This is a genomic window from Gallibacterium melopsittaci, assembly GCF_042433085.1.
Lineage (GTDB): Bacteria > Pseudomonadota > Gammaproteobacteria > Enterobacterales > Pasteurellaceae > Gallibacterium > Gallibacterium melopsittaci.
On record NZ_JBHLWA010000046.1, the window covers coordinates 22,046 to 36,766 of the forward strand.

Consider the following 14,721-nt stretch of genomic DNA (forward strand, 5'->3'; position numbering starts at 1 on the left):
TAATGTGTAACAACGAGGCGATTTATTATGTCAACAACTGAAAAAACCAATTTACTCAATCTAACACGTCAAGAAATGCGTGATTTTTTAGCGACTTTAGGTGAAAAACCTTTCCGTGCAGATCAAATTATGAAATGGATCTATCACTATGGTGAAGACAATTTCGACAATATGACAAATATTAACAAGGTGTTACGAGAAAAATTAAAACAAGTTGCAGAAATTAAAGCACCTGAAATTGCAATCGAACAACGTTCTAGTGATGGCACCATTAAATGGGCAATGCAAGTTGGTGATCAACAAATTGAAAGTGTCTATATTCCTGAAGCTGATCGGGCGACACTTTGTGTTTCTTCACAAGTAGGTTGTGCCTTAGCTTGTACATTCTGTTCTACTGCGCAACAAGGATTTAATCGCAATCTGACAGTTTCAGAAATTATTGGGCAGGTATGGCGTGCATCTAAAGTATTAGGTTCTTTTGGTGAAACCAAAGTTCGTCCAATTACCAATGTTGTGATGATGGGAATGGGAGAGCCATTATTAAATGTGAGTAACGTCGTTCCTGCAATGGAAATTATGCTAGATGATTTTGGTTATGGCTTGTCCAAACGTCGCGTTACCCTTTCTACTTCTGGTGTTGTCCCTGCATTAGATAAATTAGGAGAAATGATTGATGTTGCATTAGCAATTTCATTACACGCCCCGAATGATGAATTGCGAGATGAAATTGTGCCATTAAATAAAAAATATAATATTGCGATGTTGATGGATTCTGTTAATCGTTATCTCAAAATTTCTAATGCCAATCATGGCAAGGTAACGATTGAATACGTTATGTTAGATCATGTTAACGATGAAATTGAACATGCTCATCAACTAGCTAAAGTATTAAAAAATACGCCTTGTAAGATTAATTTAATTCCATGGAATCCGTTTCCTGAAGCACCATACAACAAAAGTTCAAATTCACGCATTGACCGTTTCCAAAAAACATTAATGGAATATGGTTTTACCGTAATTGTGCGTAAAACACGTGGTGATGATATTGATGCAGCTTGTGGTCAGTTAGCTGGAGATGTTATTGATAGAACCAAACGTACTGCACAAAAACGTGCTTTTGGTCAGGCTATTGCAATTAATCAATCGTAAACTATTAACTAAGTGAGGAAAATATGGCTAGAATTTTAACTTTTTCTAAATTCATTCTGCTATTTTTCTCACTTTTTTATCTATTTGCTTGTAGCCATTCCCACCAAAATAGTATTCCACCAACAGGAAATCAAGCTGCTGCCAAAACTCGTGTTGAATTAGGATTAGCTTATTTGGCACAAGGTAATTTAGCTTTAGCTAAAGCGAACCTAGATAAAGCATTGCAACACACTCCCAATGATTATTTACCTTATCTTGGATTAGCTTATTTCTATCAACATACCGCCCAAAACCAACAAGCAGAACACTATTATCAGAAAGCATTACAACTGGTACCAGATAATGGTGATGTTTTAAATAATTATGCAACGTATTTATGCAACCAACGTCAATTTGCACAAGCCTTTCAGCTATTCGATAAAGCACTTACTAGCAAGGCTTATTATCACTTTGCCGACACTTATGAAAACATCGCAATCTGTGCCTATTTAGCCAACGATCAGCAAAAATTTACTGCTGCACTGGCACAATTACAAAAATATGCACCAGAAAAAGCCGAAACGCTACAACAACACATTAAAAATTGAGAAGATTTGCCGTTGAATTCTTCCTACTTATTCCATTCCTATTCCCCATTCCTGTATAATGGGCAAATTCTTAATTCTTCACTGATAGCTCATCATCCAATCAGTGAGTCATTATTATTTTTCAACCACAATTAATTTTTATTATGGATCAAGAACAACTTTCTAATAGCGTAAATTTAGGAGAGCAATTACGCAACGCTCGTGAAAAACTTGGGCTTACTCTCGAAGATGCTGCTGAAAAAACTAACCTTAAGATCGCAGTCTTAACACAATTTGAAAATAACGAATTTACGATTCCCCACATTCCTGCAACCTTTGCACGTGGTTATCTACGTAGTTATTTAAAATTTCTCAAATTACCTGCAGATTTAATTCAAACACAAACTACTTTTGGTGAAGAAGTAAAAAATGATTTAAATAAAAATCATCGCACTAAAAATTCTGTTAATCGTTATGTTTCACATCACCACTGGTTACGCCCACTTAGTTGGATTGTCATTATTGTGATTATTGGTATGACAGTATTATGGTGGTGGCAAGATCATCAACGTTCTACTAGCGAACGAGAAACATTTGTCGAGGAACACACTACAACAGAAACAACAGCAGCACCAACAACTGACACGCCAACAACACCAGTTGATAGCAATACACAAGATGTTGCTCAACAAACTCAACCTGTTCAAGGCACAACAGACAATGCTGAACAACAAAATAATGCTGTAGTAGAGCAAATTACCAGTGATAACACTACATCAACGTCAACAACAGAGAATAAAAGTAGTGATAACAATATCACTTATCCAAATACCTCTACTGAAGCACTTACCACTGAAATGAATAAAATTGATGGTACAACAGCAACTACAGCGAATCCGACAACAACTGATAATAGTTCGACCACGCCTGCAACAGACGTTATTCCAAACAATTTAAAAATTGAGATTACTGGTGAAAATTGCTGGTTAAGTGTTAAAGATAAAAATCGTAAAACCTTAGCAGAACGTGAATATCGTCAAGGTGAAATCCTTGATTTAACTGGTGAACCACCTTATTCATTAATTATTGGTGCACCACAAAATGTAAAAATTACTTATCAAGGGCAAGACGTTCCACTAAAAATTGATGGACGTGTTGCAAAATTAACTTTACCCGCACAACAAAATTAATTTCTCTAAATAAAGAAAATAGCTATGTTAAAACAATCTCCAATTCAACGTAGAAAATCTACTCGTATTTATGTTGGTAATGTACCTATTGGTGATGGTGCGCCGATTGCCGTTCAATCGATGACAAATACTCGTACCACAGATGTAGAAGCGACTGTGGCTCAAATTAAAGCGTTAGAACGAGTCGGAGCAGATATTGTTCGTGTATCTGTGCCAACAATGGATGCCGCCGAAGCCTTTAAACTAATTAAACAACAAGTGAATGTCCCGCTTGTTGCCGATATTCATTTTGATTACCGTATTGCACTCAAAGTCGCAGAATATGGCGTGGATTGCTTACGCATCAATCCAGGTAATATTGGACGTGAAGATCGTATTCGTGCGGTAGTCGATTGTGCAAGAGATAAAAATATCCCAATTCGGATTGGTGTCAATGCTGGTTCATTAGAACGTGATCTACAAGAAAAATATGGTGAACCAACACCAGAAGCATTACTTGAATCAGCACTGCGTCATGTAGATATTCTAGATCGTTTAAACTTCGATCAGTTTAAAGTCAGCGTGAAAGCATCCGATGTTTTCTTAGCAGTAGAATCTTATCGTTTATTAGCAAAACAAATCGAACAACCGCTTCACCTTGGCATTACAGAAGCAGGTGGTGCAAGATCTGGTTCAGTAAAAAGTGCTATCGGTTTAGGTATGTTGCTTGCTGAGGGGATTGGTGATACCTTACGCGTTTCATTGGCAGCCGATCCTGTAGAAGAGATTAAAGTTGGCTTTGATATTCTTAAATCTTTGCGTATTCGTTCTCGTGGGATTAATTTTATCGCGTGCCCAACTTGCTCACGTCAAGAGTTTGATGTGATTGCGACCGTGAATGCATTAGAACAACGTCTAGAAGATATTATTACCCCAATGGATGTTTCTATTATTGGTTGTGTTGTGAATGGACCTGGAGAAGCATTAGTTTCTGATATTGGCGTAACTGGCGGTAATAAGAAAAGTGGTTTCTATATTTCAGGTGAACGTCAAAAAGAACGTTTCGATAATGATCAATTAATCGACCAATTAGAAGCGCAGATTCGTGCCAGAGTCAGTGCATTAGATCCAAAAAACCAAATTAAAATAGAACAGATTTAATTATTAATAGGAATAAAACGTGGCAAAAACAATTCAAGCAATTCGAGGAATGAATGATTACCTCCCTAGCGATACTCCGCTATGGCAATGGGTAGAAAATAAAGTAAAACAGCGTTTAAGTAGTTATGGCTACGCTGAAATCCGTATGCCTATTGTGGAATCCACCCCACTATTCGCACGCGCGATTGGTGAGGTAACTGATGTCGTTGAAAAGGAAATGTTTACTTTCAACGATCGTGATGAAGAGAGTTTAACGCTACGCCCAGAAGGGACTGCTGGTTGCGTACGAGCAGGTATTGAACACGGACTGCTTTATAATCAAGAACAACGTTTATGGTATATCGGACCAATGTTCCGTTATGAACGGCCACAAAAAGGGCGTTATCGCCAATTCCATCAAGTTGGAGTAGAAGTTTTTGGTATCGCTAATCCATTGATTGATGCTGAACTCATTATTATGACTGCAAAACTGTGGCAAGATTTAGGCATTGCTGATCATGTACAACTGCAATTAAACTCTATTGGTTCTTTAGAAGCACGTAAAAATTATCGTGCTGCCTTAGTTGAATACTTACAAGGGCATTATGATGCGTTAGATGAGGATAGCAAACGTCGTTTAACCACAAATCCTTTACGTATTTTAGATAGTAAAGATGCGAGAGTCCAAGAAGTATTAAATGATGCACCAAAATTGCACGACTATTTAGATGATGATTCTCGCCAGCATTTCCAAACACTTTGTACTATTCTTGACCAATATGGCATCGCTTATGAAATCAACCAAAAATTGGTGCGTGGTTTGGATTACTACAATAAAACTGTTTTTGAATGGGTAACTACTGCATTAGGTGCACAAGGCACTGTCTGTGGTGGTGGACGTTATGATGGATTAGTTGAACAACTCGGTGGTCACGCTACGCCAGCAGTTGGCTTTGCGATGGGCTTAGAACGCTTAGTATTATTAATCCAAGAAGTTGTTGCGGACCTACCTGTTAATGCTAATGTTGATATTTACTTGGTACACCAAGGCGAAAATACCACATTACCTGCATTAAACATTGCTGATCAACTGCGTACAGCCTTTCCACACAGCAAAGTGTTACTCCATTGCAGTGGTGGTAATTTCAAAAAACAATTTAAACGAGCAGATAAATCAGGTGCAAAATTCGCTATTATTGTTGGTGAAGATGAAATTGCACAACAACAAGTTGTCATTAAAGACCTCCTAAGTGGTACTGAGCAAGTTACTGTACCGATGTCTGAAATGATTAATTATTTAACTCCATTTTACTCATCCCATTAAGGAGCATTATTGTGGCTTATACAACAAGTGATGAACAACTACAAATTGAAGAGATTAAGCAATGGTGGAAAGAAAACGGTAAGGTAATTATTCTTGCCGTGATTCTTGCTATTGCTGGTGTATTTGGTTGGCGTTATTGGCAAAGTTATCAACTCAATAAAATTCACCAATCTTCGGCAAACTTTAGCCAAATTTTAGCGGCAGCACAAACTAATCCTAGTTTGGACAATCCGCAACTTACTCAATTTATCCAAGAAAATCCTAATAATGCTTATGCAACTTTCTTATTATTGGATAAAGCGAAAAGTTTAGTCGATGCGAAACAATGGGAACAAGCTGCAACAACATTAAATCAAGCATTATCAAATACCAAAGATTCTGCATTAACTTCATTAATTTCCTTACGTCTTGCTAGTGTACAAACTCAGTTAAAACAATTTGATACTGCATTAGCCACACTTGGCAAAGTATCTGAACAAGCATGGCAAGGACGTAAATCTATGTTAATGGGTGAAATTTATGTTGCTATGGGTAAAAAAGATGATGCCAAAAAAGCCTTTGAAACTGCACTTACGACCGCTAATCCGTTGGAAGCACAATGGCTACAAGTTCAGTTGAATAATTTATAATTAAGGCTCTTTTTAAGTTAATTGATTATATTATTTTTTATCTAACCAACTGATAAACCTACGATTTTCATATCGTAGGTTTTATTTTTTAATCTCCCGCTACCATAGCAAGAAAAAGCTGCATAATTCTATTATCTTGGCTCAATTCTGGGTGAAATGAGCAAGCTAATAATTTTTCTTGTTTCACCAAAACAGGATGATTATCCACTTCAGCTAATACTGCCACTTTCTTGGATAAAATAGAATGAACATAAGGTGCCCGAATAAAAATTGCAGGAAAAGTCCCCTGTAAACCTTGCACATTAATATCGCTTTGAAAACTATCTACTTGTCGTCCGAAAGCATTACGCTGTACAGCAATATCCATCAATGACAGATATATATTCTCCTCACCTACGATTTCTTTCGCCAATAAAATCATTCCAGCACAAGTTGCAAAAATTGCTTTTCCTTGTTTAGCAAATTGCTTAATGGCTTCGATAAAACCATATTCATACATCAATTTTCCAATTGTTGTACTCTCTCCACCGGGCAAAATTAAACCATCTAACATTGCTAAATCAGCAACTTTTTTCACAACAATCGCTTCTACACCTAATGATTGTAATTGTTCAATATGCTCACTTACTGCACCTTGTAATGCAAGTACCCCTACTTTGTAACCTGTATAATGTTGCATTATTTACCAACCTCGTTCTTGCATTCTCTCTTCTATGCTCAATTTTGCAATATCAATACCTTTCATTGCTTCACCTAAGTCTTCTGATAACCGTGCAATGAGATCATAATCTTGGTAATAAGTTGTAGCTTGCACAATAGCACATGCAAATTTTTCAGGATTCTCTGATTTGAAAATACCTGATCCGACAAATACTCCGTCTGCCCCTAACTCCATCATCAATGCAGCATCAGCTGGTGTTGCCACACCTCCTGCAGCAAAATTAACCACAGGTAAACGGCCAAGCTGCTTAATCTGTACAAGTAGTTCATAAGGAGCACCAAGCAGTTTTGCTTCGGTCATTAACTCATCATTATTCATTGCAACTACTTTTCGTACTTGAGCATTAACTTTACGAATGTGACGCACTGCTTCCACAATATTTCCCGTTCCTGGTTCACCTTTAGTGCGTAACATTGCTGCTCCCTCACCAATTCGGCGTAATGCCTCACCTAAATCACGACATCCACAAACAAAAGGCACAGTATATTGGCTTTTTAATAAATGAAATTCTTCATCAGCAGGAGTCAGTACTTCACTTTCATCAATATAATCAACTCCCATTGTCTCCAATACTCTGGCTTCAGTGATATGCCCAATTCTAGCTTTAGCCATCACAGGAATAGACACCGCATTCATCACTTCTTTCACAATTTTTGGATTTGCCATACGTGCTACCCCACCAGCGGCTCGGATATCTGAAGGCACACGTTCTAGCGCCATTACAGCTACTGCACCAGCTGCTTCCGCAATACGTGCTTGTTCAGCATTAACCACATCCATAATCACGCCACCTTTTTGCATTTGAGCCATACCACGTTTTACAACATCACTTCCAACAATTTTATTCATTTTGTTACTCCATATAGACTGAATTTGTATTAAATTGAATTACTATTCTTACTTTTTTAGGTATGATTAAAAGGGTCAGTTTTCATCTATTTAACCAGATCAGATTTTATTTTTATGAATGAAATGAACTTAAAACTTGATAAGCAGCTTGATTTACCTCTGTATTTACAACTTTATCAACAGATAAAACAAGAAATTATCGCTGGTCGTATACCACTAGGCGAAAAATTGCCATCAAAGCGACAATTATCAAAATGGCTTGCAATTAGCTTAAACACGGTCGAATCAGCTTACGCACAATTACAAGCAGAAGGTTATATCCAATCTAATCCTCGTACTCGCTCTCAAGTTAGTTTTGATATTCAACAGACGATTCAAAATATTCCCATACTGACGCCTGAAACGGAAAGCAACGCCACCAAACATTATCAATTTGATTTTAATCCTAATTATATTGACACTGACTTTTTTCCAATTAATTTATGGAAAAAACAGCTGCGACAATTAAATAATCAGCAATTACAACAGTTACTTTGTCATGGTGAGAAACAAGGAGAAAATATTTTACGAGAACAAATACGGAAATATCTGTATTCTGCTCGTGGTGTACAATGCAAAACAGAACAGATTATTATTGTAGCGGGGATTGAGATAGCAATGATGCAGCTTTGCTGGCTCTTCAATCAACTAGAGGATAATAAGCCCTTTACATATGCTATGGAACAATATGGTTATACCGCTGTTGAACGACTGCTTACTATTAATCAAAAACATATTGTTAAACTACCACTCTTAACTACATCCCAAAAAATAGATCTTAATTTACTCGAACAATATGCAGTAAATATTCTGTATGCTACCCCATCACATCAATATCCTTATGCCAGTGTTCTTTCAATTAATGAACGTTATCAATTACTTGAATGGGCCAATAAGCAAAGTGATCGCTATATTATTGAAGACGATTATGACAGTGAATTTCGTTATCAAGGCCGACCAATCCCTGCATTACAAGGATTAGATCATCAAGGAAAAGTAATTTATTTAGGCTCTTTTTCTAAAGTATTAATGCCCTCGTTACGTTTAAGTTTTATAGTATTACCACAACAATTACTTCGCCATTACCAACAAATATGTGGACAATTTAATTGTTCTGTTCCCCGAATTAATCAACATATTGTTGCAAACTTTATGCAATCAGGTAGATTTGAACGCCATATCCAACGAATGCGTACACATTACCGAAAAAAAATGGAGTTACTCTGTCATTTATTACAAGCCTACTCACAAGATGTACGCTACTATGGTGCACAATCAGGATTTTATTTACTAATCGAACTTTATAAAGAAACAAGAACATTAGAAGAATTAGAAAAACTTGCAGAACAAGCAAGTATCAAAGTTTATCCTATTCAGAACCTACAACAAAAACGCCTTTTTTCTCTAGGGTTTGGTAACTTACATCTCACAGAACTTAAATATGCTATCCCTAAGTTGATGCAAATATGGCATTACACACCAATTTTCTGTTAACCCCAAAATAAAACTGTGGGAATTTAACAGAAGTTATTGATATAAATTGATTATCATTAATTTAATTCTGCAATCTCAAAAATGGTAACAACAATAAGGCGATAACCGAGGCGGAGCAGGTAATAACAATAAAGAAACCATTCCAATGGAAATGTTGCATAATTAATGCTAATGGATAACCTGCTAATGCTGCACCTAGATAAGCAAACAATCCCACAAAGCCTGTCGCCGTTCCTGCCATTTTTTTATGTGAACATTCTGCGGCAGCCATTCCAATTAACATCTGAGGGCCAAACACAAAAAAGCCTATCGCAAAAAATACCGCTCCTTGTAAGATAACTTTATCCTGTGACATCACCCATAAAGCTAAAATAGAACAGAAAATACCGATTGCAAATAACAATGCCATTGGACCTCGATTACTGGAAAATAACCTATCTGATCCCCAACCAGCAACTAGCGAACCTACAAAGCCGCCTACTTCAAAGAGAGAAAGAATACTATTTGCTAATACAATATCGTAATGATATTTCTCAGTTAAATAGATATTGCCCCAGTCATTAATCGCTGTGCGGACAATATAAACTAAGGTATAACTTAATGCTAACAACCAAATATACTTATTAAAAAAAACATATCGTTGTAAAATTTCTCGCCAACTTAATGTTGCACCCTCTCTCTCTTGAGCAAGTTCTAGTTGATCTTGACGCCATTGCCCAACACTAGGCAAGCCCATTGATTCTGGCGTTCCTCGTAAACGTAACAATAATAATAATCCAATGACTATCGCACTGATCCCAGCAAAAATAAAACCATGCCGCCAACTATAATGTAAAGTTAAATAGCCGATAATTAACGGGATTAACGCCCCACCTACATTGTGGGCTGTATTCCAAAGCGACCACCATAATCCCCGTTCAGTCCGTGAATACCAAGTAGTTAACAATTTAGAACAAGCTGGCCAGCCCCATCCTTGAAACCACGCATTTAATATCCATAACGTCATAAACATAAATAATGAGCTGGATAAACCAAAAACGATATTAGTTACACCTGTTAGCATTAATCCAATTGCCATAAAATAACGAGGATTAGATCGATCTGAAAATACACCAGAACAAAATTTAGAAATCCCATAAGTGATATAAAATAAAGTTGTCATTAATCCAATATCACTTTTATCAATTCCTAAATCAGTAATTAGTGCTGGTACAGCATAATTAAAGCTTTTTCGCGTGAAGTAAAAGCCTGCATACCCAATATACATCGCCAACATTAAATGAATACGCCAATAATGGTATAGCTGATCTTGCTGATTATCTTTCACAAACATAATTAGACTCTTGGTAGGATTACTTTAATTGTTGTACCTTGCAGCTCAACATTTTGTTTTTGCATAATAGATGTAAGCGTAAACTCTCCACCTAACATACTCACTCGTTCTTGCATACCTCGAATACCAAATCCTGTATCTGCAATAATACTTTTATCAAAACCAATACCATTATCTTGAATAATCAAGGTAATGTTTTCACTAATTATCATTTGAATTGATACCTGAGTCGCTTGAGAATATTTAACAATATTCGTCAAACTCTCTTGGCATAGTCGATAAAGGGTAATTTCCAACACATGGTCTAAGGTAATTTTTTCTGTATTTTGCCAATGAAACTTCACTGTAATACCATGACTTATAAAGTCTAATTCAGTAAATAGATTTTGAATTGCTTGCTGTAAATCCAAATCATCTAATAAACGAGGACGAATACGATTCAATAATCCTTTCATCGTGTCATAAATATTTAACGAAAGTTGTTCAATAATATTGGCTATTCTTTCTTGTGGTAATGAGTGACTAATCTTTTTTAAAATATTAGCTTGTGTACGAATTGCAGTAATATTTTGTCCAATTTCATCATGTAATTCTCGAGAAATATCTTTCCGAATTGCCTCTTCAGCATTAATTAATTGTCGAGTTAAATATTTATTTTTCACTAATTCAAGAGATAAGCTGTGGTTAAGATCACGTTGATGCTGAATACCTAATCCTAAAAAAATACCTGTTATCGTTTGAGCAGATAAAGTTAATAATAAATCCGTAATTTCTGAATTTGAAAAGCTATGTGCTGTTCCCATTAACGCAATACTATTTAAAAGTGTGCCTAATAATGCTCCCTGCCAGCCATACTGAAAAGCTAACAGGATAATTGGAATTGATAGATAGAACAAAGCAAAACGATTAAAACTTTCTGGCAATGCTGTTTGAATTAAAATATTTAATATAAAGAGAAAAATATAAATAAAAATATGTTTACTTCTTAGAATCACTGGCTTGTTCACTAATGCCGCTGTTAATGGCAACCAATGCGTTCCAAAGAGAAAACTACTAATGAGATAACAAGCTGGAATTAATAAAACTCCAGCTGAAAAACTAATTAAAAAAGTAAAATAGAAAGGTTCTGTAAAAAGTAATAATCCATTAAGTCCACTTAATCCAATAATCAAGCCTAACTGTAATAATAATCGCCTAAACTCGCTGCCAACATAATATTTGTGAAATAACATTAAAATAGGCAAACTTATTATGCTTAGCAACACCACAGTAAAATAATTGTTCTCTGGATAAGCAAATATTAGTAGTAATAAAACACTATACTCTGCTAAATAAACTGCACTCCAATATCGCTGTACACTATGAATTAAAATTCCTACACGTAATGCAAATGGGAAAAATAAAAAAGCCATAAGAGAATTATCGAGAAAATAATCCGAAATTACCCACATACAAAAGTAAGTACAGACAATTAAGAACCAACTATAAATAAGCGTAAACAGCGTTTTCATTAGATTAAATTGCTTGTTGATTAAATAAATTGACCAGTTCCACATTATTTTTCACATTTAATTTGCTCATCGCATTTGCTCGATGAACATGAACTGTCTTAAAACTTAAATTTAGTTTTTCAGCGATTTCTTTAGCATCTAATCCTGATACTAATAATTCACAGATTTCACGTTCTCTTTTCGTCAATTCAAATACATTATTTTGTTTTTTAGGCGTAACTAACTTTAAGGTTAATTCAGGCATTAAATAAACCCCACCGGCATAAACCGTTCTCACCGCTTGGATTAATTCTTCTGGACTACAACGTTTACTTAAATACCCTTTTGCTCCTAGTTCTAAGGCCTTTTTCACAATGACATCTGAATCATTCACACTCAACATAATACAATGGATTGTTGAAGGAATATCTTTCAATAATTCAAGACCACTTTCGTCAGGCATTGAAATATCAATAATACAAACTTGAGGCTTTAAACGAGGTAACCCTAAACGAGTTTCTTTGACCGAACCAAATTCACCTATAACTTCAATATCTGATTCAAGAGATAATAATTGCGCAAATCCAGAACGAACAATAATATGATCATCGACCAACACAACACTTATCATAAGTTTCTCTCACATTGATAAAAAGGCCTTATTCTACACTAGGATAAAAAATATGCGGTAACTAATTTCACCGCATATTAGAAGATATGAACGTTTTATTTTTATTCTTTGATTTCAATGATTGTAGATGATTTTTTTAATTTGCGAATTTTCTTCTCTTCAGCGATTGCAACAAACGCCAGTAATGCCATACACACCAATGCAGAAGTATTAAGAGCAGCAAATGTTCCAGACCAACCTGTTAAACCAAAAATTGGTGTTCCATCTGCAATCATCCCAATTCCCAATTTAGCAAAGCTATCCCCAATTAAATATGCAAATGTACCTTTTACACCATCAGCTACGGCAATCGCTTTCTTAGGTACAAAACCTACCGCAGCCACACCTATTAATAATTGAGGTCCAAACACTAAGAAACCTAATACAAACAATGCAGTAAGATACATATATTCATTGGTGGCAAATTGATAAAACTCTAAAGTGAAGACAATAAGGATTAAGGCAACACACGCCGTTAAACCACGACGGCCATTAGCTAAATCAGAAAGATAGCCCCATAAAAATGTACCTACTAATGCACCAACCTCAAATAATGCAAATCCAGAAATTGCTGCATCCTTAGAAAAACCTAATTCCTGATAAGCATAAACTGGTGACCATTGGTCAATCCCAATGCGTACAATATAAAGAAAGATATTGGCAAAACATAACAACCAAATCACTTTATTTTTGAGAATGTATTGCACAAAAATTTGCCATTTGGAGAGTTGTTGTTCCTCTGCTGCTTTATCCTCTTCACTAATTTCCTCTCCAAAGAGTTCCTCAGCTTTACCTAAGCCATAAGCCTCTGGTGAATCTGAACCATACCGCAAACCAACAAAACCAATAATCAAAGCGATAATTGATGGAAAGATAAACATCCCAATCACATGACCATTAAAAATCACATTTGCCCCAAATAGTGCAACCCCCGCAGCAGCTGCACCACCTACATTATGAGATAAATTCCAGAAACCTAAGAATGTGCCTCTTTTCTTACGGGGAGTCCATTTAGTGATAGTAGAATAACTTGATGAGCCGCCTGTACTTTGGAAAAAACCACTTAAAGCATAAAATGCAATCATCAAAAAGAGTGCAACGCTACCACCACCCATACTGGCACTAAAGCCAAGCATACAGATAGCCGATAAAATCAACATAAATGGTACAAATTGTTTAGTATTTTTCCCATCGGCATAATAAGAGACAACCGTTTTTCCAATTCCATAAGCGACCGAGAAACCTAGACCAATCATCCCCAATTCAGTTTTGGTTAAACCGTAAGTTTCAATCATATCGTTTTGGGCAATATTGAAATTCTTACGGATTAAGTACATTGCCATATAGCCAATAAATACTACCAAATAAGATTGCATAAATGGTTTAAACCACATTTTGCGTCTTTCTTCGACTGAAAGATCTAATACTGGTTTTCTAACCTCTTGTAAAAAACTAAGCATAAAAATTTCCCTAATATTGTGATTAATAAGATGGGCTAATCTTAATTAAACAGGGGAAATATGCCTTGAGAAGATACTTTAGAAAAAATAGGAATTTTTCTTAGTTTTGTTATTTTTCATCTATTTTTGTGATGTAAATCACTTTTTAATAATCAGGAAAGCCAAAATTTATCGGAAACAATAAATTTTCTTATTAGCAATAAAACAATCCTATATCCATAGGATAGTGTCCATTTTTGAAGAAAAACGGAAAACTTTACCATTTAGCTTATCAATTCATCAATTAAACCAAATTTGATAAAAAGAAGTTGACGAGATCTTGGATCAATATTATTATGCGCACCACGAATGCGGAGCGGTAGTTCAGCTGGTTAGAATACCTGCCTGTCACGCAGGGGGTCGCGGGTTCGAGTCCCGTCCGTTCCGCCACTTCTTTTTTAGATTTTCTCCTATTGCGGAGCGGTAGTTCAGCTGGTTAGAATACCTGCCTGTCACGCAGGGGGTCGCGGGTTCGAGTCCCGTCCGTTCCGCCAACTTATATTCAATTATTTTCTTAGTTTAAATAAATTCTAATTTAGAAATTATATAAATAAGATAAATCTCTTAATTTATATAAATTGATATAGCTTGTAGGTCCGTTACAGTGAATACGTTTTGAACCTGGCCCCATTAAAGTCCAATATTTCCC

Annotated in this window: 13 protein-coding genes and 2 tRNA genes; 9 read left to right on the forward strand and 6 right to left on the reverse strand. The window is 35.8% G+C overall.

The window, feature by feature from the left end:
• Positions 1-27 precede the first annotated feature (27 nt).
• The 6 genes from rlmN (at position 28) to ACFFHT_RS09660 (ending at position 5,977) form a co-directional block, all read left to right on the forward strand.
• A complete protein-coding gene (gene rlmN, locus ACFFHT_RS09635) occupies positions 28-1,149 on the forward strand; it encodes a dual-specificity RNA methyltransferase RlmN (RefSeq protein WP_382375697.1) in 1,122 nt (373 codons plus the stop codon).
• A gap of 23 nt (positions 1,150-1,172) precedes the next feature.
• Positions 1,173-1,736, forward strand: coding sequence for a type IV pilus biogenesis/stability protein PilW (gene pilW, locus ACFFHT_RS09640; protein ID WP_382375699.1), 564 nt, complete (start codon positions 1,173-1,175; stop codon positions 1,734-1,736).
• A gap of 143 nt (positions 1,737-1,879) precedes the next feature.
• Complete coding sequence (locus ACFFHT_RS09645; RefSeq protein WP_382375701.1) at positions 1,880-2,905, forward strand: RodZ domain-containing protein; 1,026 nt, start codon at positions 1,880-1,882, stop codon at positions 2,903-2,905.
• Positions 2,906-2,929: 24 nt separating this feature from the next.
• Entirely contained in the window at positions 2,930-4,045 is a 1,116-nt protein-coding gene (ispG, locus tag ACFFHT_RS09650; protein WP_382375703.1) for a flavodoxin-dependent (E)-4-hydroxy-3-methylbut-2-enyl-diphosphate synthase, read from the forward strand.
• Between the two features lie 19 nt (positions 4,046-4,064).
• Complete coding sequence (hisS, locus tag ACFFHT_RS09655) at positions 4,065-5,348, forward strand: histidine--tRNA ligase (protein WP_382375705.1); 1,284 nt, start codon at positions 4,065-4,067, stop codon at positions 5,346-5,348.
• A gap of 11 nt (positions 5,349-5,359) precedes the next feature.
• Entirely contained in the window at positions 5,360-5,977 is a 618-nt protein-coding gene (locus ACFFHT_RS09660) for a YfgM family protein (RefSeq protein ID WP_382375707.1), read from the forward strand.
• Between the two features lie 88 nt (positions 5,978-6,065).
• Here the strand turns inward: ACFFHT_RS09660 and pdxT are convergent, their stop codons facing one another.
• On the reverse strand, positions 6,066-6,656 hold the full coding sequence (gene pdxT / locus ACFFHT_RS09665) for a pyridoxal 5'-phosphate synthase glutaminase subunit PdxT (protein WP_382375709.1): 591 nt from the start codon (positions 6,654-6,656) through the stop codon (positions 6,066-6,068).
• A gap of 3 nt (positions 6,657-6,659) precedes the next feature.
• Entirely contained in the window at positions 6,660-7,547 is an 888-nt protein-coding gene (gene pdxS, locus ACFFHT_RS09670; protein WP_382375711.1) for a pyridoxal 5'-phosphate synthase lyase subunit PdxS, read from the reverse strand.
• 114 nt (positions 7,548-7,661) lie between these two features.
• On the opposite strand from pdxS, the gene pdxR reads away from it, so the two are divergent.
• Entirely contained in the window at positions 7,662-9,080 is a 1,419-nt protein-coding gene (gene pdxR, locus ACFFHT_RS09675; protein ID WP_382375713.1) for a MocR-like pyridoxine biosynthesis transcription factor PdxR, read from the forward strand.
• A 61-nt stretch (positions 9,081-9,141) separates the two neighbouring features.
• On the opposite strand, the gene uhpC is transcribed toward pdxR, so the two are convergent.
• The 4 genes from uhpC to uhpT all read right to left on the reverse strand — a co-directional run bounded on the left by uhpC (position 9,142) and on the right by uhpT (position 14,033).
• Complete coding sequence (gene uhpC, locus ACFFHT_RS09680) at positions 9,142-10,413, reverse strand: MFS transporter family glucose-6-phosphate receptor UhpC (protein WP_382375715.1); 1,272 nt, start codon at positions 10,411-10,413, stop codon at positions 9,142-9,144.
• 2 nt (positions 10,414-10,415) lie between these two features.
• A complete protein-coding gene (gene uhpB / locus ACFFHT_RS09685; RefSeq protein WP_382375717.1) occupies positions 10,416-11,924 on the reverse strand; it encodes a signal transduction histidine-protein kinase/phosphatase UhpB in 1,509 nt (502 codons plus the stop codon).
• Between the two features lie 4 nt (positions 11,925-11,928).
• Positions 11,929-12,534, reverse strand: a complete 606-nt coding sequence (locus ACFFHT_RS09690; RefSeq protein ID WP_382375719.1) for a response regulator — start codon at positions 12,532-12,534, stop codon at positions 11,929-11,931.
• Positions 12,535-12,635: 101 nt separating this feature from the next.
• Positions 12,636-14,033 (reverse strand): hexose-6-phosphate:phosphate antiporter UhpT, encoded by a 1,398-nt coding sequence (gene uhpT, locus ACFFHT_RS09695; RefSeq protein WP_382375721.1) that lies wholly within the window; start codon positions 14,031-14,033, stop codon positions 12,636-12,638.
• A 352-nt stretch (positions 14,034-14,385) separates the two neighbouring features.
• Here uhpT and ACFFHT_RS09700 point away from each other — a divergent pair.
• Together ACFFHT_RS09700 and ACFFHT_RS09705 are read left to right on the forward strand one after the other, a co-directional pair.
• Positions 14,386-14,462, forward strand: a tRNA-Asp gene (locus ACFFHT_RS09700).
• 27 nt (positions 14,463-14,489) lie between these two features.
• Positions 14,490-14,566, forward strand: a tRNA-Asp gene (locus ACFFHT_RS09705).
• Positions 14,567-14,721: the final 155 nt, after the last annotated feature.

Coding starts and splice junctions, on each gene's coding strand:
- rlmN (WP_382375697.1), top strand. CDS start 28: ATGTCAACAACTGAAAAAACCAATTTACTCAATCTAACACGTCAAGAA.
- pilW (WP_382375699.1), top strand. CDS start 1,173: ATGGCTAGAATTTTAACTTTTTCTAAATTCATTCTGCTATTTTTCTCA.
- ACFFHT_RS09645 (WP_382375701.1), top strand. CDS start 1,880: ATGGATCAAGAACAACTTTCTAATAGCGTAAATTTAGGAGAGCAATTA.
- ispG (WP_382375703.1), top strand. CDS start 2,930: ATGTTAAAACAATCTCCAATTCAACGTAGAAAATCTACTCGTATTTAT.
- pdxT (WP_382375709.1), bottom strand. CDS start 6,656: ATGCAACATTATACAGGTTACAAAGTAGGGGTACTTGCATTACAAGGT.
- pdxS (WP_382375711.1), bottom strand. CDS start 7,547: ATGAATAAAATTGTTGGAAGTGATGTTGTAAAACGTGGTATGGCTCAA.
- pdxR (WP_382375713.1), top strand. CDS start 7,662: ATGAATGAAATGAACTTAAAACTTGATAAGCAGCTTGATTTACCTCTG.
- uhpC (WP_382375715.1), bottom strand. CDS start 10,413: ATGTTTGTGAAAGATAATCAGCAAGATCAGCTATACCATTATTGGCGT.
- uhpB (WP_382375717.1), bottom strand. CDS start 11,924: ATGAAAACGCTGTTTACGCTTATTTATAGTTGGTTCTTAATTGTCTGT.
- ACFFHT_RS09690 (WP_382375719.1), bottom strand. CDS start 12,534: ATGATAAGTGTTGTGTTGGTCGATGATCATATTATTGTTCGTTCTGGA.
- uhpT (WP_382375721.1), bottom strand. CDS start 14,033: ATGCTTAGTTTTTTACAAGAGGTTAGAAAACCAGTATTAGATCTTTCA.